We start from the raw sequence: 22,050 nt of genomic DNA on the forward strand, positions 1-22,050 counted from the left end.
CTGAGAGACTGAACGACGCCGTGCGCCGGGCGCGGCCCCCTGGGAGGTCCTCTTGTCTCACGCACCACGTCTCGTCGCCTTCGACCTGGACGACACCCTCGCGCCGTCGAAGTCACCGATCGACGCGCGGATGGCGGACCTGCTCGTGCAGCTGCTCGACGTCGTCGAGGTCTGCGTGATCTCGGGCGGCCAGTTCGGCCAGTTCCAGATGCAGGTCGTGGACAACCTGGGCGCGGCGAACCCCGCCGAGCTCGCGCGGCTGCACCTGATGCCCACGTGCGGCACGCAGTACTTCCGGCACGACGGCGCGGGCTGGGACCAGGTCTACGCCCAGAACCTCACCGCCGACGAGAAGGACCGCGCCCTGACGGCGGTGCGCGAGTGCGCGGTCGAGCTCGGCCTCTGGGAGGCCGAGACCTGGGGCCCGATCCTCGAGGACCGCGGGAGCCAGATCACCTTCTCGGCCCTCGGCCAGGCCGCCCCGGTCGCGGCGAAGGCCGCGTGGGACCCCACGGGCGCGCGCAAGTCCGCGCTGCGCGAGGCCGTCGCGGCCCGGCTGCCCGATCTCGAGGTCCGCTCGGGCGGCTCGACCTCGGTCGACATCACCCGCAAGGGCATCGACAAGGCCTACGGCATGACCCGGCTCGCCGAGCTCACGGGGATCGACCTGCAGTCGATGCTCTTCATCGGCGACCGCCTCGACGACGACGGCAACGACTACCCCGTGAAGGCGCTCGGGGTGCCGTGCCACGCCGTCACCGGGTGGGAGGACACCGCGGTGTACCTCGAGAAGCTGATCCCGGAGCTGCGCGCAGCCGTGCAGTAGCGGCGCGCCGCGGTCGCTCGCCCCACGCGGTCGCTCGCCCCACGCGGTCGCTCACCCCACGAGGTGGCCGAACGCGATGATGTTGTCGACGTAGTGGCCCGTGCTCTCGTCGAACGCGCCGCCGCACGTGATCAGGCGAAGCTCCGCCCGGTTCGTGGTGTTGCCGTAGACGCGCGACGTCGGGAACTCGGCCTTCGCGTAGCTCTCCACCGAGTCGATCGTAAAGGTCGCGACGCTGCCATCCTGGCGGGTGACCTGGACCTGCGCGCCCGGTGTGAGCTCGCCGAGCCGGTAGAAGACCGCGGGTCCGCCGGGGCCGTCGACGTGGCCGGCGATCACCGCCGGCCCGAACTGCCCCGGGTTCGGCCCGCCGGTGTACCAGCCCGGTGTCGCGAAGTCCGTCGGGGCGGGCAGGACGCCGTCGGCGCCGACGCTCAGCGGGACGAGCGTGGTCGAGTGCACACCGATGCTCGGGATGTCGAGGGCGACCGGGGCCGACGCCGGTAGCACCGGGCCGAGATCGGTGGCGGCCGGCTCGGTCGGCTCGATCGAATCGGCTGGCGCCGCGGGCTCTGCGTCGGCAGGGTCGGCGGCGGCGGCGGCGGCGCGGTCGACTGTCGCGGGCTGCGGCGGTCCGTCCTGCCCGTGCAGGCCGGCGAGCCCGATGCCGACCCCCGCCAGGGCGAGCACCCCCGCCGCCGCGGCGAGGACGCCGCGGCGGCGGGGGTGGCTCGAGGTGGTGGACATCAGGCCTTGGCGTGGGCGCGGCGCGCGGCGAACGCGCCCGTGCCGGCCGCGGCGAGGAGCAGACCGCCCGCGGCGTACAGGTACACCGGCGTGCTGTCGGTACCGGCGGCGCCGCCTGCGCCCGTGGCCATGGAGCCGGCCGGCGCGGCGGTCAGCACGCCGCACAGTGCGGGGTCGGTCGCCTCTGTCGGCAGGGTCGCGTCGAGCTCGGAAATCACGTCACCGTCGTAGGTGCCGTTGTGGTTGTGGTCGACGCCGTGGATGACGACGGCGGACTTGCCGTCGACGATGGCCTGCGCGACCTCGGGGGAGACCTCGATGCTGCCGCGCTCGTACGCGATCTTCCCGCCGGGGGCGGTGTCGAAGCGGTCGACGGCGAGGCCGCTCTCGGGGCTCGTGTCGCCGGTCTTCGTGAGCGAGACGACGATCGCGCCGTAGGCCGGCCCGCCCTCGGTGGTGTTGAGGGTGCCGTCGCCGCTCGCGTCGTCGGAGGCGGCGGGGCACTCGTTGCGCGCCTCGGCGCCGAAGTGGATGTGGGCGGCGTGCGGTGAGTCGGCGAGCAGGCCGGTCGCGGCCATCGTGACGGTGATGGTCGTGCCGGTCACCGCGACCATCGCGGTGCCGCTCGCGTCGACGCCGTTCAGCGCGACCGGGGTCAGGTTCGCGTTGACGTCGCCATCGGCGGCGAAGGCGGCCGACATGCTCAGCGGGAACAAGGCCGCCGCACCGAACGCGGCGGTGGCCAGCTTGAAGCTCGGGCGCATGATGACTCCAGTACCGGGCGGCCCTGGGGCCCGCCCTCGTGTTGGGGTGATGCTGACAGCGAGGGTTCGGAGCGGCCCGTGCGGCGGATTGGCCCGACCTGCACGAGTTCGCCCCGCGCAGGCTGGCCGACGGCTCGGTTGCTTCCTATACCCCATGGGGGTATACGCTTGAAGCGTGTCCCGAACCGGGACGCCGCCGTCCACCACCCGCGGGAGCACGACATGAGCGCCGAGACCACCACGAACTACACCGTCGCCGGCATGACCTGCGGGCACTGCGTCGCCGCCGTGAGCGCCGAGGTCGGCAAGATCGCCGGGGTCCGCAGCGTCGAGATCGACCTCGTCGCGGGCGGGACGTCCGCGGTGCGGGTCGCGAGCGAGGCCGAGCTGGCCGTCGACGACGTTCGCGCGGCCGTCGACGAGGCCGGCTACGAGCTGACGGGCGTGTCTGCGTGAGCGCCCCGGGCCGGCTGCTCGGCTTCGCCCTCGTGCTGGCCGCCGCGCTCGGCGCCGGGTACGGCGTCGGCGCGCTGGTCGGCCCGGTCTCGACCGACGTCGGCGTCCCGACGGTCGTCGAGACCGCGCCGGCCATGCCGGGGGGTCACTCGTGAGCGCCGGCGCCGGTCCCGCCGTCGAGCTCGAGATCGGCGGCATGACCTGCGCGTCGTGCGCGGCTCGGATCGAGAAGAAGCTCAACCGGATGCCCGGCGTCGAGGCCACCGTCAACTACGCGACCGAGCGCGCGAGCGTCGTGCTGCCCGCGGGCACCACGGTCGCGGACGCCGTCGCGACCGTCGAGGCGACCGGCTACACCGCGGCGTTGCGCGTGCGGCCCACGCCCAACGCCCCGGCCCCCGCGGGCGCCGCGCCCATCGACGAGACGGCCGCCCTGCGCGCTCGCCTGCTCTTGTCGGCGGCGCTCGCCGCCCCCGTCGTCGCCCTCGCGATGATCGAGCCCCTGCAGTTCGACAACTGGCAGTGGCTCTCGCTCACGCTCGCCGCGCCGGTCGTCGCGTGGGGCGCGTGGCCGTTCCACCGCGCGGCGTGGATCAACGCGCGGCACGCGGCCGCGACGATGGACACGCTCATCAGCGTCGGGGTGCTGGCCGCGTTTGCCTGGTCCCTGTACGCCCTCTTCGTCGGCGACGCGGGCGCGAACGGGATGCGGATGGAGTTCACCCTGATCCCGGACCGCACCGGCGGCTCGCAGGAGATCTACCTCGAGGTCGCCTCCGCCGTCACGGTCTTCATCCTGCTGGGCCGGTATCTCGAGGCGCGCGCGAAGACGAGCTCGAGCGCCGCGCTGCGCGCGCTGCTCGAGCTGGGCGCCAAGCAGGTCGCCGTGCTGCGCGGCGGCCGCGAGGTGCAGGTCCCGGTCGAGGAGCTCGCCGTGGGCGACGAGTTCGTGGTGCGGCCCGGCGAGAAGATCGCGACCGACGGGCTGGTGGTCGACGGCGCCTCGGCCGTGGACGCCTCGCTGTTGACCGGGGAGCCGGTGCCGGTCGAGGTCGGCCCGGGCGACGCCGTCGTCGGCGCGACCGTGAACGCCGGCGGGCGGCTCGTCGTGCGGGCGACCAAGGTCGGCGCCGACACGCAGCTGGCCCAGATGGCGCGGCTCGTCGAGGAGGCCCAGACGGGCAAGGCGCCGGTCCAGCGGCTCGCCGACCGGATCTCCGCGGTGTTCGTCCCGATCGTGATCGGGCTCGCGGTCGCGACGCTCGGCTTCTGGCTCGGGGCGGATGCCGGTGCCCAGACGGCGTTCACCGCCGCCGTCGCCGTCCTGATCATTGCGTGCCCGTGCGCGCTCGGCCTCGCGACCCCGACGGCGCTCCTGGTGGGTACCGGCCGCGGCGCGCAGCTGGGCATCCTCATCAAGGGCCCCCAGATCCTCGAGTCGACCCGGCGCGTCGACACGATCGTGCTGGACAAGACCGGCACGGTCACGACCGGCCGGCTGCGCCTCGTGGCGGTCGTCGCCGGCGCGGGGACCGAGGCGGGCGAGGTGCTGCGCCTGGCCGGGGCGCTCGAGGACGCGTCGGAGCACCCCATCGCGCTCGCGATCGCCGCGGGGGCCCGCGCGCAGGTCGGGAATCTGCCGGCCGTCGAGTCGTTCGCGAGCAGCCAGGGCCTCGGCGTCGCCGGCGTGGTCGACGGCCACGCCGTCGCCGCCGGGCGGGTCGCGTGGATGGCCGAGCAGTGGGCGCAGCACCTCGACGCCGCGCTCGCGGCCGCGGTCGACGCCGCCGAGTCGGCCGGGCGCACGGCCGTCGCCGTCGGGTGGGACGGCCGGATCCGCGGCGTCGTCGTCGTCGCCGACACGCTCAAGCCGACGTCGGCCCAGGCCGTCGCCGAGCTCCGCGGGCTCGGGCTGACGCCGGTGCTGCTCACGGGCGACAACGAGCGGGCCGCCCGCGCGATCGCCGCCGAGGTGGGCATCGACGAGGTCATCGCGGGCGTGCTGCCGGCGGACAAGGTCGCCGTCGTGCGCCGGCTCCAGGCCGCCGGCCGGGTCGTGGCGATGGTCGGCGACGGGGTCAACGACGCCGCCGCGCTCGCGCAGTCCGACCTCGGCATCGCGATGGGCACCGGCGCCGACGTCGCGATCGAGGCCAGCGACCTCACGCTCGTGCGCGGGGACCTGCGCGCCGCCGTCGACGCCGTGCGCCTCTCGCGCCGCACGCTCGCGACCATCAAGGGCAACCTGTTCTGGGCGTTCGCGTACAACGTCGCGGCGATCCCGCTCGCGGTGTCGGGGCTGCTCAACCCGCTGATCGCCGGGGCGGCGATGGCCTGCTCCTCGGTGTTCGTGGTCACCAACAGCCTGCGGTTGCGCCGGTTCCGGGCCGTGTCGATCGAGGTCTAGCGTCGTTCGCGACGAGGAGAGGTGGGGACGATGGCTGGGTACTCCGGCTCGAAGGACGCGTACCTCGCGCGGCTGCGCCGCGTCGAGGGGCAGGTGCGGGGCATCGCCAAGATGGTCGACGACGACAAGTACTGCATCGACATCCTGACGCAGGTCGCGGCCGCGAACCGGGCGCTGCAGTCCGTCGCGCTCGCGCTGCTCGACGACCACCTGGGCCACTGCGTCGTCGAGGCCGCCCGGACCGGCGGCGAGCAGGAGCAGCTCAAGCTCAAGGAGGCGTCCGAGGCGATCGCGCGGCTCGTGCGCAGCTGACGGACCGGGCGGGCGCGCTTGATTGGGTGTTCCGACGAACAGCCGGCCCGGCGCTGGCTGCCTGGGGGGTGCGAGTCGTGGCCTTCCTCATCGATGGGCTCCTCGCCCAAGGTGCATTCGTGGTGGCGACGATCTACGCCGTCACGACCGCGACGCCCTCGGTCGACATGTACGGCAACGCCACGAGCGACCCGACGGCGCTCGGCGACCTGCTCCTCGCCGCCTCCTGGTTCGCCATGATCGGCATCTGGATCTGGAACCGCAGCGTCCGGCGGGGCCGCACCGGCCAGTCGGTCGGCAAGAGCGCGATGCGCATCCGGCTGATATCGGCCGCGAGCGGCCAGCCCGTCGGCCTCGGCCTCGCGTTCGGGCGCGACTGCGCCCACGTGCTCGAGAGCTCGTTCTTCTCGCTGGGCTACCTGTGGCCGCTGTGGGACCCGATGAACCAGACGTTCTCCGACAAGATCTGCAGCACGGTCGTCGTCACGGCCTGAGCGCGAGCCTCGGCCGTACCCGCCCGGCCGCTGCGGTCGCCCCCGCGCGGGCGACGGCGAGGTCGTCGTCGGGCACGAGAGCCACGCCCATCCGCCGGCGGACGTGGCTCTCGCCCTTGCCGAACAGGCGGATCTCGCTGTGCGGCACGCGGAGCGCGTCGTCGACGCCGTCGAACACGATGCCGTGCCCCTCGACCTGGCCGTAGATCACCGCGCTCGCGCCCGGGCCACGCAGCGCGGTGTCCACCGGCAGCCCCAGGATCGCCCGCGCGTGCAGCTCGAACTCGTTCTGCGCCTGCGTGACGAGGGTGACCAGGCCCGTGTCGTGCGGGCGCGGGCTGACCTCGTTGAAGAAGACCTCGTCGCCGCGGACGAACAGCTCGACCCCGAAGACGCCGACGCCGCCCAGGTCGCCCGTGACCGCGGCCGCGATCTCCTGGGCCCGGCCGCGGGCGGCGGCGGGCATCGGGTGCGGCTGCCAGCTCTCGACGTAGTCGCCGCCCTCCTGCCGGTGGCCGATCGGCTCGCAGAACTGCGTCGTCACCTCCCCGTCCGCGCCGCGCGCGCGAACCGTCAGCAGGGTGATCTCGTAGTCGAAGTCGATGAACGCCTCGACGATCACGCGCACGCTCTGCACCCGCCCGCCCGCCATCGCGTGCTCCCACGCCGCGGCGAGGTCGGCGCCGGCCCGGACGGCGCTCTGGCCCTTGCCCGAGCTGCTCATGACGGGCTTGATGACGCACGGGTACCCGATGCCGCCGGGCCCCTCGATCGCCTCGCGCAGCTCGGCGAGCGAGTCGCAGAAGCGGTACGGGCTGGTCGGCAGGCCCAGGTGCTCGGCGGCGAGCCGCCGGATCCCCTCGCGATCCATCGTCAGCCGGGTGGCCCGGGCGGTCGGGATCACGCGGACGGCGCCCTCGGCCTCGAGCTCGACGAGCGTCGCGGTCGCGATCGCCTCGATCTCGGGCACGACGACGTCGGGCCGCTCGGCGAGGATGAGCGCGCGCAACGCGGCCGGATCGGTCATGTCGATGGTGCGGGCGTGGTGCGCGACCTGCTGACCGGGCGCCTGCGGGTACCGGTCGACGGCAATCGTCTCGACGCCGAGGCGCTGCAGCGCGATCACCACCTCCTTGCCGAGCTCGCCCGAGCCGAGCAGCAGGACGCGGGTCGCGGTGGGGGAGTACGGGGTGCCGAGCGGCTCCATCGTGGTCAGTTCCTCTCGTTGGTGTGACCATCGTGCGGTGTGCGGGGGAAAGCCCTCAACTGGCTGAACGGTCGCCCGATAAGTAACTGTGGCCCCATTCGCACTGAGAACCCGCGTCGACAGGCGGGGACGCGCCGACGTGCCCGCGAGTCTGCCCCCGGGTGCCACCGACGCGCCGCCAGGCCCGCCCGCAGTTGTCGGCAGTGCGATGCGATGGCTGGGCACCGCGACGTGGGTGGTCGTCGCGCTCGGCTGCGGGTCGACGATCTTCCTGTCCGGCCCCCCGTCCGGGGGGCCCATCCGGACCGCGCTCCTGGTCACGCTCGCGTCCTTCTTCCTCGTCCTCGTCGCGCGCCTCCTGCTCGGCGCGGTGCGGTTCCCGGAGCGGCGCGCCTCGTTCTGGTTCCTGGCCGCGGGCGTCGCGATGTGGGCCGTGGCCGCCGCGACGGTCAGCGCGCGCCAGACGCAGACCGCGGTGGCATTCCCCTCGCCGGCCGAGGCGCTGTACTGCGTGTCGTACCTCGGCCTGGTCGCCTTCCTGCTGCTCGACGTGCCGCGGCGCCCGCTGCCGTCGGTCGCGGTCTGGCTCGAGGCCGCGGTGGTCTGCGGCGCGGCCGCGTGCCTGACGACGTTCGTCGTCCTCACGCCGCTCGCGGAGACGTTCTCCCGCGGTGGGATGCCGCTCCTGCTCGCGCTGCTGTACCCGCTCATCGACCTGATCCTCGCCACCGTCGTGCTCGCGCAGCTGATGCTCCGACACCGCGACTGGTCGCTGCGGGCGCTCGCGCTCATCGTCGGCTTCGTGATGCTGGCCGTCGCCGACAGCAGCTTCATGACGGGGCTCAGCGCGGGCGCGTACACCTCGAGCATCTTCCTCGACACCCTCTGGGGGACGAGCTTCGCGGTCATCGTCGCGGCCGCGTGCTTCCCACCGCGGCCCGCCCAGGTCCGGCCGATCATGCGGCAGAACGGGAGCCTGCTCCCGGCGGCCGCCGCGCTCGCCGTCGTCGTCCTGGTCATGCACCCCGACGGCGGGCTCGGGTGGTACGTGATGGGACCGGCCGTCATCACCCTGATCTGCACCCTGGCGCGCCTGATCCTGGCGCTGCGGGAGGCGCAGGGCGCGGCCGAGGCGCTCCGGCTGTCCCTGACCGACGAGCTCACCGGGCTGCCGAACCGCCGCGCCCTCATGGCAGCCGCCGACGAGCACGTCAAGGACCACTCGCTCATCGGGCTCCTGCTGCTCGACCTCGACGGGTTCAAGGACGTGAACGACAGCCTGGGGCACGCGACGGGCGACGACGTGCTGATCGCGCTCGCCCAGCGGCTGCGCAGCGCGTGCGACCCCGGTGTGCTGGTCGTGCGGCTCGGCGGCGACGAGTTCGCGCTGCTGGTGCACAGCGGCGACGAGGTCGAGCTGCTCGAGCTCGCCCAGACCGTGCGCACCGTGCTCCAGCGCCCCCTGCGCGTCGACAACATCGACCTCTCGCTCGACGCGTCGGTCGGCATCGCCGTCCGGGCGGTCGACGACCTGTCCGCGACCGAGCTGCTGCGGCGCGCCGACATCGCGATGTACGAGGCGAAGGAATCGCGGGCCGGGTCGCTGCTGTTCGACGCGTCCCAGGACGGGTTCGCGCGCCAGCGCCTGCGGCGCGGCGAGGAGCTGCGGCTGGCGATCGCGTGCGAGCAGATCGTCGTCTGGTACCAGCCGCAGGTCGACGCCCGGACGCGGCACGTCTTGGCCGTGGAGGCCCTGGTCCGGTGGCAGCACCCGACCAAGGGCCTGCTGTCTCCCATCGACTTCCTGTCCGACGCCCGCAAGTTCGGCCTGATGCCGGCGCTGACCGACGCGGTCATGCGGGCGGTGCTGGTCGACCTGCGGCGCTGGACCGACGAGGGCTTCACCTTCCGCGCGGCGATGAACTGCGCGCCGCCGGAGCTCGTCGGCGGCACGTTCCTGGCCACCCTCTTCGCAGCGCTCGAGGCGGCCGAGCTCCCGGACGACATCCTGCTCGTCGAAGTCACCGAGGACTCGTTCCTGGCCGACCAGGAGCGCGCCCGCGACGCGCTGTACGACCTGCGGGCGCACCACGTGCAGACCTCGATCGACGACTACGGCACGGGCTTCTCCTCGCTCGCCTACCTGCGGGACCTGCCCATGTCGGAGCTCAAGATCGACCGGTCGTTCGTGTCCACCATCGTCCAGGACGAGCGCAGCCGGATGATCGTCTCGACCACGACGCAGATGGCGCACGCGCTGGGCATGCGCGTGGTCGCCGAGGGTGTCGAGGATGCGGCGACGGCCGCAGCGCTCCTTCCGCTCGGGATCGATCTCTTCCAGGGCTATCACATCGCCCGGCCGATGCCGGCGGCCGCGGTCGGCCCGTGGGTGCTGAGCTGGACGACCGACCCCGCGCGGGTGGGGATGCCGCGGCTCCCGTGACCCGCGCGGCGGCGTCGGTCGGCCGGCGTCGATCCGGCGGCGGGGTCAGGCCAGCGGCACTCGTGGCCGCAGCAGGAACGACTCCGACGGCGGGATCGCGACGCCGTCGAGGCCGATGCCGAGCGTGACGAGCCGGTGCGCCTCCGGGAACTGCCGGCGCTGGTTCTCCAGCAGCGGCGTGATGTGCGCGTAGACCGGCGTGCTCGCGGGCGAGCCGAGGTACGGCGCCGTCCGCGTGCCCGGTAGCGACCGCGTGAGGATGCCGGCCGAGCCCAGCAGGCGGCGGACCCGCTCGTCGAGGATCGCCACGAACGAGGCCATGCGGTTGACCCGCGCGATCGCGAAGAGCCCGTGGTAGAGCGCGAGCGACAGCCGCGTCCCGTTGGCGGACGAGCTGCGCCGGACGCCGAGCGTCGCGACCTCGCACGTCCATAGCGGATCCAGCCCGACGGCGGCCGCAGACCGCGTGCCGTCGGCGCTCCACGGCGGGTTACCGACGTCGACCAGGGTCTTGAGCCCCGCATGCCCGCCCGGCATGAGCAGGCGGACGGTCGCGACGACGTCGCCGCCCGCGTCCGCGAGGGCGAGGAACACCGTGGAGTCCTCGTAGGCGCCGTACTCGTCGTCGAGCTGGGCGCGCGAGTTGCCGAACGTGCGCAGGAAGACGTCGGCCTCGCAGTCGCGGGCCGACTCGAGCAGCTCGCCCTGCACGTCGACGTGCATCCAGATGTCGTCCAGCATCAAAACTCCTTGTAGACGACCTCGGACGCGTCGAACCACGTCCGGGTGAGCTCGACGACCGTCGCGGCCGAGAACGGCTTGCACGCGTACACGTCCACGCTGAAGAACAGCCGGGGCACGTCCCAGGCGTAGAAGTGCGCGCCGGACGTCTCCCAGTGGATCCAGCCCGCCCAGCCGTACAGCGGCGACTGGTGGGTGACGGGCTCGATCAGCGCGATCATGTCGATCGCGCTCGACAGCCGGGTCAGGTAAGCGCTGATGGCCGCCGCGTCGATGGGCTGCGGGCACAGGCCCTCGACCACGAGACGTTGGCGGCAGATTTCGGGGGCTAGATCGAGCACGGTGCTCCGATGTGTGTGCCCACGAGGGGCGGGGGGGGTGGGGTCAACCAGATTCTCCCCCGCGTCGGTGCACGTCGGAGCCACATTTGTCACTCGTTTGCCATCCCGTGCCAGGTGCAGGGGCCGCCGGCCGCGCGGTGGGTCGCGGAGGACCGCGCGCCGGCCGAGAGTTTGCAGAACGGCCCTTCTGGGCGATTCGGTGACGCAGGTGCCGTTGTTCGGGGCCGCGGCGGCCGTGGATGCGTATCCGGATACGGCTAGAGTGAGGCGATGACGATCTTCCGGGTACGGGAGGCAGCCGAGCTGCTCGGCGTCAGCGCCGACACGCTGCGGCGCTGGGCCGAGGCAGGGCGCTTCGCCACGACCGCCGACGGCGCTGGCCGGCTCGCGATCGACGGGCCCGAGCTGGCCCGGTTCGCGATCGAGCTCGCGACCGCCACGCCCGGGGCGGGCGCGCACGCCAGCGTGCACGAGTCGGCGCGCAACCACTTCACCGGGCTGGTCACGAGGGTCATCAAGGACACCGTGATGGCGCAGGTCGAGATCCAGGCCGGGCCGTTCCGGGTCGTCTCGCTGATGAGCCGGGAGGCGGCCGACGAGCTCGGCCTCGCACCCGGCGTGCTCGCCGTCGCGAGCGTCAAGTCCACCCACGTCGTGGTCTCTACCCCGCAGGTGTCCACCCCGCAGACCTCCCTTCCACAGAGCTGAGCTCCCCATGCGTCGCACGGTCCGTGCAGCTCACGTCGCGCTCCTGGCCGGCGCCCTCCTGCTCGCCGGGTGCGGGTCGTCGGGCTCCGACGCCGAGGCGGGCGCCGACGCCACCCGCTCGGCCGCCGGCGCCGACGCGGGGCCGTCGGGCGAGCTCATGGTGTTCGCCGCCGCGTCGCTGACCGAGGCGTTCACCGAGCTCGGCACGCGCTTCGAGCAGGCCAACCCGAGCGCGAGCATCACCTTCAACTTCGGCCCGAGCTCGGGCCTGGCGACCCAGATCACCGCGGGCGCACCCGCCGACGTCTTCGCCGCCGCGTCGGTCTCGACGCTCGAGCAGGTCGTGGCGGTCGGCGACGCCGGCGAGCCCGTGGTGTTCGCCCGCAACCGGATGGAGCTCGCGGTGCCGGCCGACAACCGGGCGGGGATCACGGGCCTGAGCGACCTCGAGCGATCGGACGTCAAGGTCGCGCTGTGCCAGCCCGACGTGCCCTGCGGCGTCGGCGCTTCGGCGGTGTTTGCCGCGGCGGGGCTCACGGTCGCGCCCGTGACGCTCGAGTCGGACGTCAAGGCCGTCCTGACCAAGGTGCGGCTCGGCGAGGTGGACGCGGGGCTCGTCTACGTCACCGACGTGCTGGCCGCCGGGGACGAGGTAGCGGGCATCGAGATCCCGGCCGACGTCAACGCCGCGACCGACTATCCGATCGCGACCCTCTCGGCCGCCGAGAGCCCGGACCTCGCCGCGGCGTTCGTCGACTTCGTGCTGTCCGACGACGGCGCGACGGTCCTGACGGCCGCGGGCTTCGAGCGCCCGTGAGCCGCGCCGGCGCCAGCGCTCGCGCCAGCTCACGTACCGGCACCGGTACCCGTTCCCGCGCGAACCGGGCCGACGTCGCCGGCCGGACGCCGTGGCCGCTCGCCGCGCCGGCCGCCGTCGCGGTCGCGTTCCTGCTGCTGCCGCTCGCGGGCCTCGTGCTGCGCGCCCCCTGGAGCACCCTGCCCGCGGTGCTCGTGGAGTCGGCCGCGGTCGACGCGCTCCGGCTCTCGGTGGTCACCGCGAGCCTGGCCACGCTCCTGTCGGTCTTGTTCGGCGTCCCGCTCGCCTGGGTGCTCGCGCGCGGGCAGTTCGCCGGGCGCAGCCTCCTGCGCGCCCTGGTGATGCTGCCGCTCGTGCTGCCGCCCGTCGTCGGCGGCGTCGCGCTGCTGTTCGTGCTCGGCCGGCGCGGTCTCCTCGGGCAGTACCTCGACCAGTGGTTCGGGATCACGCTCCCGTTCACGACGGCGGGGGTCGTCCTGGCCGAGACCTTCGTGGCGATGCCCTTCCTGGTGATCACGGTCGAGGGCGCGCTGCGCTCGGCGAACCGCGGGCTCGAGGAGGCCGCCGCGACGCTCGGCTCGCGGCCGTTCGCGACGTTCCGGCGCGTGACCCTGCCGCTCATCGCGCCGAGCCTGGTCGCCGGGGCCGTGCTCTGCTGGGCGCGCGCGCTCGGCGAGTTCGGCGCGACGATCACGTTCGCCGGGAACCTGCCCGGCATCACGCAGACCATGCCGCTCGCGGTCTACCAGGCGCTCGAACGCGACCCGGACGCGGCCGTCGCGCTGAGCCTCGTCATGCTCGTGGTCTCGATCGCGGTGCTCGCGCTGCTGCGCGACCGCTGGCTGCGACCGGGGTCCGCGCTGTGACCGGCGGGCTGCGCGCCCGCGTCGTCGTCGACCGCGGCGACTTCCGGCTCGACGCCGACCTCACAGTCGCCCCGGGGCAGGTGCTGGCCGTCCTCGGGCCCAACGGCGCCGGCAAGTCCACGCTGCTGCGTGCGCTCGCGGGTCTGGGCGCGCTCACGGACGGTCGCATCGCCGTCGGCACCCACGTGTGGGACGACGCCGCGGCGGGCGTGTTCGTGTCGGCGCCGGACCGCGCCGTCGGCCTGGTGTTCCAGGACTACCGCCTGTTCCCGCACCTGAGCGTGCTCGACAACGTCGCGTTCTCGGCGCGGGCCAGGGGCGCGAGCCGGCGGCAGGCGCGGGGCGACGGCGCGGCGTGGCTCGGCCGCCTCGGCATCGACGAGCTCGCGGCCCGGCGGCCCGGCGCGCTGTCCGGCGGGCAGGCCCAGCGGGTCGCGCTGGCGCGCGCGCTCGCGGCCGACCCGCGGCTCCTGCTGCTCGACGAGCCGCTCGCGGCCCTGGACGCGCGGACCCGGCTGGACGTGCGCGGTGAGCTGCGTCGGCACCTCTCGGAGTTCGCCGGCCCGACGGTCCTGGTGACGCACGATCCGCTCGAGGCGATGGTGCTCGCCGATCGCCTGCTCGTGCTCGAGGGCGGCCGGGTGGTCCAGGAGGGTGCGCCCGCGGACGTGGCGCGCCGGCCCGCGACCGACTATGTCGCGCGGCTCGTCGGCCTCAACCTCTACCCCGGCACGCTCGCCGACGCGGCCACGCGGCGCATCGACCTCGCCGCCGGCGGCGCGCTGTTCGCGGCGGGCGCCGAGGCCGACGCGGGCCTCGGCGCCGACGCGGGCGCCGGCGCGGGCGCCGACGGGGTGCGAGGACCCGCCGAGGTCGGCGCCGCGATGCTCGCGGTGCTCGCCCCGTCCGCGATCTCGATCCACGCCCGCCGACCGACCGACGGCTCGCCGCGCAACCTGTGGCCCGGCGTCGTCGCGGGGCTCGAACTGCTCACCGACCGCGTGCGCGTCGCCGTCGACGCGAGCCCGCCGGCCCTCGTCGACGTGACGCCCGCCGCCGTCGCCGACCTGCGCCTCGCGCCGGGCCAACCGGTGTGGCTCGCGGCGAAGGCGACGGAGGTCGTGGCCTACCCCGACCCGGGCCGGCGGCGGGACGTCGTCAGCGGGTGACGACCGTGAAGCCTCCCGCCAGGACGAGCACCTGGACCTCGGTGCCGGTCACGGTCGCCTCGCGCCGCAGCCGGCCGGAGCCGTCGTAGGAGCGCACGGTCGCGGACCCGGATCCGGGCAGCGCGAGCGTCGTCGTCTCGGCGCGCGAGCCGACGCTGCGCAGCAGGGCCGAGCCGCCGCCGGGTCCCGCCAGCACGAGCCGCGAGACGCGCGGCGTCAGCAGCAGGGCGTCGACCTGGGCGGGCAGGGTCGTCGACCGGCGGACGGCGGCGCCCAGGTTCGTCGCCCCAGCCGGCAGCTCGCGCCGGAGCGTGACGGGCGTGAGCGCACCCGGCGCCTCGGTGACGCCCTGCGCGCCGCCGGCCGAGGTGTCCACGGCGCCGAGCTGGAGGCGGCCGCTCGTCCAGTCGAGCCGCGCCGAGCGGGTCGCCACGAGGTTCACCACCGGCTGCACGAGCCGCGGCTGGTCGGAGGCCGGCACGGTCCAGGTGGCCGTCCCGCCGGCCGGGACCTCGAGGTAGGCCGCGCCGCTCCATGCCGACTCGCCGGTCCAGCCGTCCGCGAGCGTCACCACGCGGGCGCCGCCGGCGGGCGTCGCGGCCTCCGCTTCGACGACCTCGATCCCGTCCTGGTTGACGAGGGACGTCGCCCCGAGCGCCGCCGCGGCGACGTCCGGGTGGGCGTCGAGCGCGAGCATCGACAGCAGCCCGTGGATGGCCGACTCGGCGCCGGAGTTCTGGTTGACGACGCCGTCGGCGTTCAGGCCGTCGAAGGTGACGCCGGTGGCCGGGTCGTACATCGGCGTGCCCGCGCGGTTGGCGCCGAAGTACCAGGCCGCGGTCAGCCCGGCGAGCTGGTCGAGGCCGGGGCGCTTCGCCGCCTGCGCCACCGCGAGCAGGGACTGCACGCGCGAGTCGACGCCGTACGCGATCTGGGTGCGGTCGGTCGGCGCGGGCAGCAGCCCGTTGACCGGGCCCGTCGACGTCAGCAGGGCGGGGGTGAAGACGGCGGCGTCGGTGACCGCCGGGCGGAGCAGCGCGGGGCGGTCGAGCGCGTCGGCGGCGACGGCGAGGGCGGCCGGCATCTGCGCGGCCCACGCGTGCCACATCGACTGCGAGTGCGTCCACGGCAGGATCGCGCCGTAGGGCCAGGTCGTGGCGTCGCCACCCGACATCGCGGCGATGCCCTCCGCGTACCGCTGCAGGTCCGTACGCACACGGTCGGTGCGGGCCGACGCCGGGGCGGCCTCGACGTACGCGGCCAGCCCCAGGACGGCCTCGGCGGTCGCGTCGGCGCCGTCCACGACCAGCCAGGCCGGCACCTTCGTCCCGTCCGCGACGTCCCACTGGCCGTACCGGGTGAGCGAGTCCCGCTCGAGGGCGGTCAGGGCGAGGTCGAGGCGGTCGGCGAGGAAGGCGGCGAACTCGGGGTCGGGCTCGGCGAACGCCTGGTAGCCCTCCCCGAGCGCCCACAGGGTGCGGGCGGTCCAGTACGACTCGCCGGAGTCGCTCGGCGCGGGCAGCTCGACGGGCACGGGGCTCGGGTTCAGCGAGCCGTCCGGCTGCATCCACAGCACGACGTTGCCGGCATTCGGGCCGGTGGCCGTCTGCAGGTAGGTGAGCGAGCGCAGCAGCTGATAGGCGCGGTCGCGGCTGTCCTCGGCGCCGGTCTGGCGCCAGTGCCGCAGGTAGACCACGGCGGCCCGGGCCAGGTCGTCGGCGTTGTAGGCGCCCTGCGCCCAGGTGTCGGTCGCCGCGTCGTAGGGCCCGCCGCCGACGCGCTCGTACGCGCCGCTGTCGCGGCGGTCCGCGTAGGTCCACAGCACGCCGAGCTCCGGCTCCTGCGCCAGCCGATAGGTCGTGTGCTCGGGCCCGTCGGGTGGGGAGACGGTGTCGCCCAGGAAGTCGAGGTGGGCCAGGTTGGTCAGCGGCGCGGGGTCGGCGGCCGACTCTGCTGCCGGCGATGCCGCGGCCGACGACGCGACGGCCGGCTGGAGCAGGGCCGCGGCGAGGCCGAGCGCGACGAGCATCCGGGCGCTCCGGCGTCGGGACGGGTGGGCGAAGGCGCGTCGTGCGGTCATCGTTGACCAGCTCTCGGGTGGGTTCGGGCTGCGACTGATGCGGTGCGGGGTGGGGGTGTGCGGCGGGCTCTGCGGTGGGGGGGGCGGGGTCAGGGGCAGAAGGCGACGGCCGTCGTTCCGGTCGTGCTGATCTCGAGCGGGCCGTCGGAGTCGGGGATGAACGCGGACTGCCCCGGGGCGAGCTCGAGCCGCTCGTCGCCTCGAGCGAGCGTCGCGCGCCCGGCGCACGCGACGGCGATGCGTGGCCCCGACGCCGGGCCCGGGACGGCGACGGGTTCGGCGGGCCCGGCGGCAGCGCCGGTCGGCGCGCGGCAGCTCGTCCAGAGCGCGAAGCCAGGCCCGGGCGGGCGGAAGACGACCGCGCCGTCGTCGGCGGTCGGGCGCAGCCGCTGGGGCAGCCGCGGGGTGAAGTCGACGAGGCGCAGGAGCTCGCGCACGTCGACGTGCTTGGCGGTCAGGCCGGCGCGCAGGACGTTGTCCGACGGCGCCATCAGCTCGAGGCCGAGGCCGCTGACGTACGAGTGGATGGTGCCCGCGCCGATGAACACCGACTCGCCCGGCTCGATCCGCAGCTGGTTGAGGAAGAGCGTCGCGACGATCCCGACGTCGTCGGGAAAGCGGGTGGCGAGGTCGCCGACGAGCGCGTACTCGCGCCGGTCGTCGCGGCGCGCGGTCGCGACGCGCGCGACGGCGCGGACAAGGTCCCGCTGCTGCGGTCGCGCCGCGGTCAGCAGCCGGGTCACGGCCGACTCGATCGCTACCGCGGGGTCGGGTGACCGCAGGGCGTCGACGAGCGGCTGGAGCTCTGTGACCGCCAGCCCGGTCAGGAGCGCGCGGACCCGGTCGACCGGGGCGAAGCCGCAGAGCAGCTCGAAGCTGGTCAGCGCGTAGACCATCTCGGGCTTGGGCGAGTCGTCCGGGTAGGAGCGGCGCGGGTCGGTCAGCGCGATCCCCGCCGCGTTCTCGCGGCGGTGGCCGGCGGCGGCCTGCGCGCCGTCCGGGTGGACCTGCAGGGACAGCGGCTCGCCCGCGGCGAGCAGCTTGAGCAGGAAGGGCAGTCGTGCGGAGTGCATCCCGGCGCGCTCCCCGGCGTCGTCCCCGGCGTCGTCCCCGTCGTCGCCCTCGTCCTCGCCGCCGTCGTCGGCGCGCGCGCCGAGCGCCTGGCCCGGGTGCCTCGCGACGAACGCGTCGAGGCGCTCCGGCCGCCCGTCGACGTCGAGCAGGGACGGAGCGGCCGGGTGCGCCCCCATCCAGATCTCGGCGACCGGGCGCCCGTCGGGGGCCTCGCCCAGGAGCGTCGGCAGGAGGTCGACGGATCCCCACGCGTAGCGCATCCGGGGATTGGTCAGGAGGTGCACGGGCGGGTCAGCCGGCCGACTCGGGCGCGATCGGGTCGAACCGGTCCAGCCGGGCGACCCCGATGTTGCTGTCCGCCATGCCGTAGAAGACGTAGTGCACGCCGTCGACCTCCTCGATCGCCGTGGGGAACACGACGTTCGGCACCGTCCCGGAGGTCTCCGCCTCCGTCTGGGGCGCGAGGATCGGCTCGCTCGTGCGCGCGAGAACCCTGGCCGGGTTTGCGGCGTCGAGGATCATCGCGCCCGCGGCGTAGTTGACCCCCTGCTGCTGGTCGCTGCCCTTGGCCAGGACGCCGCGCACGCCGTGGTGCACGAGCAGCCAGCCCTCCGGCACCCGGATCGGGGCCGGGCCGGCGCCGATCTTCAGCTCCTCGAACTCGTGCACCGGCATCGCGACGAGCGTGCTCGTGTGCTGGTTCACGAGGTTGGCGATGTCCGCGGTCACGTCCGCGACCGAGACGTACGAGATCCAGATCCCCGGGCGCTCGTCGGTGACCCCGGCGGGCAGGTGCACCCCCTCGCCCTCGCGGACCCAGCTGAGGTCCCACATCGGCCGGTGCAGCAGCGCGAACGAGGGCTCGCCGTCCGGGCCCGGCACGGGCTCGGGGAAGATCACGACGTCCTTGTTCGGGAACAGGTTCAGGTCGAGGTCCAGCTCGGGCTGGTAGACGAAGTGGAGCGGCCCGAGCCGGCGCCAGTCGCGCAGGTCGGCCGAGACGGTAAGCGCCGGCCGCGGGCCCATCGGGCCGTACGCGACGTAGGACATCACGTGCAGGCCGAGGGCCTCGACCCAGGTCACGCGGGGATCCTCGGTGCCGGCCGTGGCCGTGCCGCGCTCCCAGCCGGCGTCGGGGGCGAGGACGACGCCCTCGCGCTCGACGGCCACGGGCACGCCGTCGGCCAGGACGACCTTCGCGATCCCCACGCGGGAGACGTTGCCGCGGGCGACCAGCCGGGGCAGCAGGTACAGGGTCCCGTCGGGGGTGTGGCCGCTGCCGGGGTTCAGCACTCCCTCGGCCTCGAGCTCGTTGCCCGGATCCGGGGTCATGATGACCCCGACCCGGGTCAGGGTGTACGGGACGTCGTTCGTGACGTGCTGGTGCACGAGGTTTGCGGTGCTCACAGGGTTAGCCCTTCACTCCGGTGGAGGCGTCAGTCGCTTTGAAATGACGCTGGAAGATGATGAACAGCGCGACGGCCGGGACCGCGAGAACGGTGGAGCCGGCCAGGATGGCCCCGATCGCGTTGGGGTGGAACGCCGCGCCGGTCTGGGTGAAGTTGGCGATCGCGACGGCGAGCGGCTGCAGGCTCTGCTCCTTCGTGATGAGGAAGGGCCACAGGAACTCGTTCCACGGGCCGAGGAACGTCACGAGCGCCGCGGTGAGGATCGCTGGGCGCACGAGCGGCACGGCGATCGACCGCAGGATCCGGAACTCGCCGGCGCCGTCGATCCTGGCGGCGTCGAACATCTCGCGCGGGACCTGCAGGAAGAACTGCCGGAAGATCAGGACCGCGACCGAGTTGATCGCGAACGGCAGGATCATCCCGAGGTAGGTGTCGCCGAGCCCGAACCCGCGCACCAGCAGCACGTACAGCGGCACCATGAGGAGCTGGAACGGCACCGCCTGCAGGAGCAGCACGATGGCGAAGAGCAGGCCGCGGCCGCGGAAGCTCAGGGTCGCGAGCGCGTAGCCCGCGAGGATCCCGAAGAACAGCGTGCACAGCACGACGGCGCCGGTGAAGATCCCCGAGTTGAGCAGCGAGCGGCCGAGATCGATCGAGGCGTTGATGTCGATGAAGTTGTCGAGCGTCAGGTTCGACGGCCACGGGATCGCGCCGCTGAGCGACGGGTCCCGCTTGGTCTGCAGGGCCCCGACGATCATGTAGTAGAAGGGGAAGAGGAAGACGACCGCGCCGAGCAGCAGGAAGAACATCGGCAGGATGCGGCGCCAGAGCGGGGTGCGCGGCTCGCTCGGGGTGACCGGTGTCGCCGAAGCGGTTGGGGTGCTCGTGGTGCGGGGGTTCTCGGGCATGGTCAGTCCCTCTCCGTGACCTTGCGGCTGACGTAGGTGATGGCCAGGACGGCGATCACGAGCAGGACGCCGATCGCGGACGCGACGTCCGGATTGCCCTGCTGGATGCCCTGCTGGTAGAGCAGGAACACGGGCGTCGTCGAGGCGCCGTTCGGGCCGCCGCCGCCCGTGAGCAGGTACGGCTCGGTGAACAGGTTCGCGCCCGTGATGATCGCTAGCAGCACGACGAGCGTCGTCGCCGGCCGGACCGCCGGAATCGTGACCGTGCGGAAGCACTGCCAGCGGTTCGCGCCGTCCATCGCGGCCGCCTCGTTGAGCTCCTTCGGCACGTTCTGGAGCGCGGCGAGGAAGAGCAGGATGAAGAAGCCCAGCTGCTTCCAGGTCACGTAGATCGCGATCGACGGCATCGCCCACGCCTTGCTGACCAGCCACGACGGGTCGGGTGCAAGCGGGCCGAGGATCTGGTTGACGATCCCGGTGGAGTTGAACATGAACATCCACACGGTGACCATCGCGACGCTCGCCGCGACGTACGGCACGTAGTAGGACACGCGCAGGAAGCCGCGCCAGTGCAGCACGGAGTTGAGCGCGGTCGCGAGCAGGAGGGAGATCACGACGGTGAGCGGGACGTTGATGACCAGGAACTCCGCGACGTGCAGGAACGACGCGCGGATGTCGGGGTCGGACAGCACCGTCACGTAGTTGTCGAAGCCGACGAACGGCGTCGGGACATCCACCCCGGGTGCGGTGAAGAAGAAGTCGTGGAACGACATCCACACGCCGAAGCCGATCGGGTAGAGGAAGATCGCGGCGACGAAGACCGCGTACGGCGCCGTGAGCAGCAGCCCGACGGGGTGCCGCCCGAGCAGGCGCTCGAGCCGGCTCCGGCGCCGCCCGCGGGGCGCGGCCGAGGACGCGATGCGCCCCGAGCCCCGCGCCCCGCGCTGTCGCGTGTCCTGCGACATGGCGGTGACCTCCTAGTCCTTGGCGACGAGCGTGTCGATGGCCGTCGCGGCGTCCTGCAGCGAGGCCTCGATCGGGTCCTCGCCGAAGATCACCGAGGACGTCCAGGCGTCCCGGAACGTCTGCCAGGCCTCGACCGAGTTCGACACGTTCGGCACGTCGACAGTCCGGTTCGCCTGGTCGGCGAACGTCGTGTAGTCCGGGTTCGCCGCGAAGTAGTCCGGGTAGGTGTCCGTCAGGTTCGCGCGCAGGGGCATCTGCCCGGTGCTCTCGAGCAGCGCGCCGTCCTGCTCCTCGCTGGTCGAGAACTTGAGGAACTCCCAGGCGGTGGCCTGGTTCTCGCAGGAGCTGTACATGCCGACGTTCTTCGAGTCCGCGAAGGTGTACGTCTCGGCGGGGTCGGTGCCGGCCGAGGTGGGCACCGCGGCGACGCCCCAGTCGAGGTCGCCGTAGGACTCGATCGCCCACGGACCGGCGCTCGCGATCGCGGTCACGCCGTCGGCGAAGGCGTCGCCCGTGTAGGGCTCGTTGCCGGCAATCTTCTCGTCGTAGATCGTCCGCCAGAAGGTGGCGACCGCTTCGCCCTCGGTGTCGGCGAACGTCGAGGCGCCGTCCTCGACCAGCAGGGAGCCCTGCGACTCGGCCGCGTAGAGCGGGTAGAAGTCGAACCACGACTGGTAGAACTCGGACGCGGGGGACGGGTAGATCGCGTACTGGGCGGCGCCGGACTCAACAATGGTGCGTGAGGTCGCAAGGAATTCCTCGTACGTCGCCAGCGGCGGGTTCTCCGGGTCGATTCCCGCGGCGCTCATGATTGTCTTGTTGTAGAAGAACATCACCGGGTTGGATTTCCACGGCATTTGGTAGTAGTCGCCGTCGGCGGAGGCGTACTGGGAGGCGGCCTCGCCCGTGCGGGCCTCGATGTACTCGGCCCCGTCGGGGAAGCTCGACAGGTTGACCAGGCCGCCTTGCTTCTGAAACGCGGGCACCGCGACCGGCGCCGTGTTGTAGATCAGGCACGGCGTGTTGCCCGCCGTGATGGCGGCCCCGATGACCTCCTCCGACGACCGCCCGGCGGGGATCTCCTGGCCGGTGACCTGCTCGTCGGGGTGGTCCGCGTTCCACGCGGTGACGACGGCCTCGCCCCACGCGACCTCGTTGGGGTTGTTCGAGTACCAGATCTTGATCGGGCCCGAGGCCCCGGCGGAGTCGGCTCCGGAGTCGGACGAGCCGGTCCCTGTGCCGCACGCGGCGAGCAGGCTTGCCCCCGCGATGGTCGCGGTCAGAATGACTGCTGGACGCTTCATTGCGCACCTCT

General features: G+C 73.5%; 22 protein-coding genes. 11 read left to right on the forward strand and 11 right to left on the reverse strand.

The window, feature by feature from the left end:
* Window positions 1-52 precede the first annotated feature (52 nt).
* Window positions 53-826: an HAD-IIB family hydrolase gene (locus J4E96_RS03915; RefSeq protein WP_227424483.1), complete on the forward strand. Its 774-nt coding sequence runs from the start codon at window positions 53-55 to the stop codon at window positions 824-826.
* A gap of 51 nt (window positions 827-877) precedes the next feature.
* Here the strand turns inward: J4E96_RS03915 and J4E96_RS03920 are convergent, their stop codons facing one another.
* Together J4E96_RS03920 and J4E96_RS03925 are read right to left on the reverse strand one after the other, a co-directional pair.
* Window positions 878-1,573, reverse strand: a complete 696-nt coding sequence (locus J4E96_RS03920; RefSeq protein WP_227424484.1) for a class F sortase — start codon at window positions 1,571-1,573, stop codon at window positions 878-880.
* Window positions 1,573-2,337: a CHRD domain-containing protein gene (locus tag J4E96_RS03925; RefSeq protein WP_227424485.1), complete on the reverse strand. Its 765-nt coding sequence runs from the start codon at window positions 2,335-2,337 to the stop codon at window positions 1,573-1,575. Before J4E96_RS03925 ends, J4E96_RS03920 begins: the two co-directional genes overlap by 1 nt.
* Before the next feature lie 222 nt (window positions 2,338-2,559).
* Here J4E96_RS03925 and J4E96_RS03930 point away from each other — a divergent pair, with 222 nt between their 5' ends.
* From J4E96_RS03930 to J4E96_RS03950, 5 genes are all read left to right on the forward strand, one after another.
* Window positions 2,560-2,793 carry a heavy-metal-associated domain-containing protein gene (locus J4E96_RS03930; protein ID WP_227424486.1) on the forward strand — a complete coding sequence of 78 codons (234 nt, stop codon included), beginning with the start codon at window positions 2,560-2,562 and terminating at the stop codon, window positions 2,791-2,793.
* On the forward strand, window positions 2,790-2,948 hold the full coding sequence (locus J4E96_RS03935) for a hypothetical protein (protein ID WP_227424487.1): 159 nt from the start codon (window positions 2,790-2,792) through the stop codon (window positions 2,946-2,948). The genes J4E96_RS03930 and J4E96_RS03935 overlap by 4 nt, the downstream gene beginning before the upstream one ends.
* Complete coding sequence (locus J4E96_RS03940; protein WP_406620304.1) at window positions 2,945-5,200, forward strand: heavy metal translocating P-type ATPase; 2,256 nt, start codon at window positions 2,945-2,947, stop codon at window positions 5,198-5,200. Before J4E96_RS03935 ends, J4E96_RS03940 begins: the two co-directional genes overlap by 4 nt.
* Window positions 5,201-5,230: 30 nt before the next feature.
* Window positions 5,231-5,512: a metal-sensitive transcriptional regulator gene (locus tag J4E96_RS03945; protein ID WP_227424488.1), complete on the forward strand. Its 282-nt coding sequence runs from the start codon at window positions 5,231-5,233 to the stop codon at window positions 5,510-5,512.
* 68 nt (window positions 5,513-5,580) lie between these two features.
* Entirely contained in the window at window positions 5,581-6,006 is a 426-nt protein-coding gene (locus tag J4E96_RS03950; RefSeq protein WP_227425656.1) for an RDD family protein, read from the forward strand.
* On the opposite strand, the gene purT is transcribed toward J4E96_RS03950, so the two are convergent.
* Complete coding sequence (gene purT, locus J4E96_RS03955) at window positions 5,996-7,213, reverse strand: formate-dependent phosphoribosylglycinamide formyltransferase (RefSeq protein ID WP_227424489.1); 1,218 nt, start codon at window positions 7,211-7,213, stop codon at window positions 5,996-5,998. The genes J4E96_RS03950 and purT overlap by 11 nt on opposite strands.
* A 208-nt stretch (window positions 7,214-7,421) precedes the next feature.
* Between purT and J4E96_RS03960 the strand changes: the two genes are divergently transcribed.
* On the forward strand, window positions 7,422-9,656 hold the full coding sequence (locus J4E96_RS03960; RefSeq protein WP_227424490.1) for a putative bifunctional diguanylate cyclase/phosphodiesterase: 2,235 nt from the start codon (window positions 7,422-7,424) through the stop codon (window positions 9,654-9,656).
* A 45-nt stretch (window positions 9,657-9,701) separates the two neighbouring features.
* On the opposite strand, the gene J4E96_RS03965 is transcribed toward J4E96_RS03960, so the two are convergent.
* On the reverse strand, window positions 9,702-10,397 hold the full coding sequence (locus J4E96_RS03965; RefSeq protein ID WP_227424491.1) for a hypothetical protein: 696 nt from the start codon (window positions 10,395-10,397) through the stop codon (window positions 9,702-9,704).
* Entirely contained in the window at window positions 10,397-10,738 is a 342-nt protein-coding gene (locus tag J4E96_RS03970) for an S-adenosylmethionine decarboxylase (protein ID WP_227424492.1), read from the reverse strand. The genes J4E96_RS03965 and J4E96_RS03970 overlap by 1 nt, the downstream gene beginning before the upstream one ends.
* Window positions 10,739-11,008: 270 nt before the next feature.
* On the opposite strand from J4E96_RS03970, the gene J4E96_RS03975 reads away from it, so the two are divergent.
* Genes J4E96_RS03975 through J4E96_RS03990 form a run of 4 tightly spaced genes read left to right on the forward strand, consistent with a single transcriptional unit; the run spans window position 11,009 to window position 14,298 of the window.
* Window positions 11,009-11,446: a TOBE domain-containing protein gene (locus J4E96_RS03975; RefSeq protein ID WP_227424493.1), complete on the forward strand. Its 438-nt coding sequence runs from the start codon at window positions 11,009-11,011 to the stop codon at window positions 11,444-11,446.
* A 7-nt stretch (window positions 11,447-11,453) separates the two neighbouring features.
* The gene (gene modA, locus J4E96_RS03980) at window positions 11,454-12,263 is read left to right on the forward strand and encodes a molybdate ABC transporter substrate-binding protein (protein WP_227424494.1); all 810 of its coding nucleotides are present in this window, start codon (window positions 11,454-11,456) and stop codon (window positions 12,261-12,263) included.
* Complete coding sequence (locus tag J4E96_RS03985; protein WP_227424495.1) at window positions 12,260-13,129, forward strand: ABC transporter permease; 870 nt, start codon at window positions 12,260-12,262, stop codon at window positions 13,127-13,129. The genes modA and J4E96_RS03985 overlap by 4 nt, the downstream gene beginning before the upstream one ends.
* On the forward strand, window positions 13,126-14,298 hold the full coding sequence (locus tag J4E96_RS03990; protein ID WP_227424496.1) for an ABC transporter ATP-binding protein: 1,173 nt from the start codon (window positions 13,126-13,128) through the stop codon (window positions 14,296-14,298). The genes J4E96_RS03985 and J4E96_RS03990 overlap by 4 nt, the downstream gene beginning before the upstream one ends.
* On the opposite strand, the gene J4E96_RS03995 is transcribed toward J4E96_RS03990, so the two are convergent.
* From J4E96_RS03995 to J4E96_RS04020, 6 genes are all read right to left on the reverse strand, one after another.
* Window positions 14,288-16,378 (reverse strand): hypothetical protein, encoded by a 2,091-nt coding sequence (locus tag J4E96_RS03995; protein WP_227424497.1) that lies wholly within the window; start codon window positions 16,376-16,378, stop codon window positions 14,288-14,290. The two genes, J4E96_RS03990 and J4E96_RS03995, sit on opposite strands and share 11 nt — an antisense overlap.
* 89 nt (window positions 16,379-16,467) lie before the next feature.
* Complete coding sequence (manA, locus tag J4E96_RS04000) at window positions 16,468-17,736, reverse strand: mannose-6-phosphate isomerase, class I (RefSeq protein ID WP_227424498.1); 1,269 nt, start codon at window positions 17,734-17,736, stop codon at window positions 16,468-16,470.
* A gap of 7 nt (window positions 17,737-17,743) precedes the next feature.
* Window positions 17,744-18,784, reverse strand: a complete 1,041-nt coding sequence (locus tag J4E96_RS04005) for a glycoside hydrolase family 130 protein (protein WP_227425657.1) — start codon at window positions 18,782-18,784, stop codon at window positions 17,744-17,746.
* A 79-nt stretch (window positions 18,785-18,863) separates the two neighbouring features.
* Complete coding sequence (locus J4E96_RS04010) at window positions 18,864-19,769, reverse strand: carbohydrate ABC transporter permease (RefSeq protein WP_406620307.1); 906 nt, start codon at window positions 19,767-19,769, stop codon at window positions 18,864-18,866.
* A gap of 2 nt (window positions 19,770-19,771) precedes the next feature.
* Complete coding sequence (locus tag J4E96_RS04015) at window positions 19,772-20,734, reverse strand: carbohydrate ABC transporter permease (protein WP_227424499.1); 963 nt, start codon at window positions 20,732-20,734, stop codon at window positions 19,772-19,774.
* A 12-nt stretch (window positions 20,735-20,746) separates the two neighbouring features.
* A complete protein-coding gene (locus J4E96_RS04020; RefSeq protein ID WP_227424500.1) occupies window positions 20,747-22,039 on the reverse strand; it encodes an extracellular solute-binding protein in 1,293 nt (430 codons plus the stop codon).
* Between the last annotated feature and the right edge of the window lie 11 nt (window positions 22,040-22,050).

The sequence above is a fragment of the Pengzhenrongella sicca genome (assembly GCF_017569225.1).
Classification (GTDB): Bacteria; Actinomycetota; Actinomycetes; order Actinomycetales; family Cellulomonadaceae; genus Pengzhenrongella; species Pengzhenrongella sicca.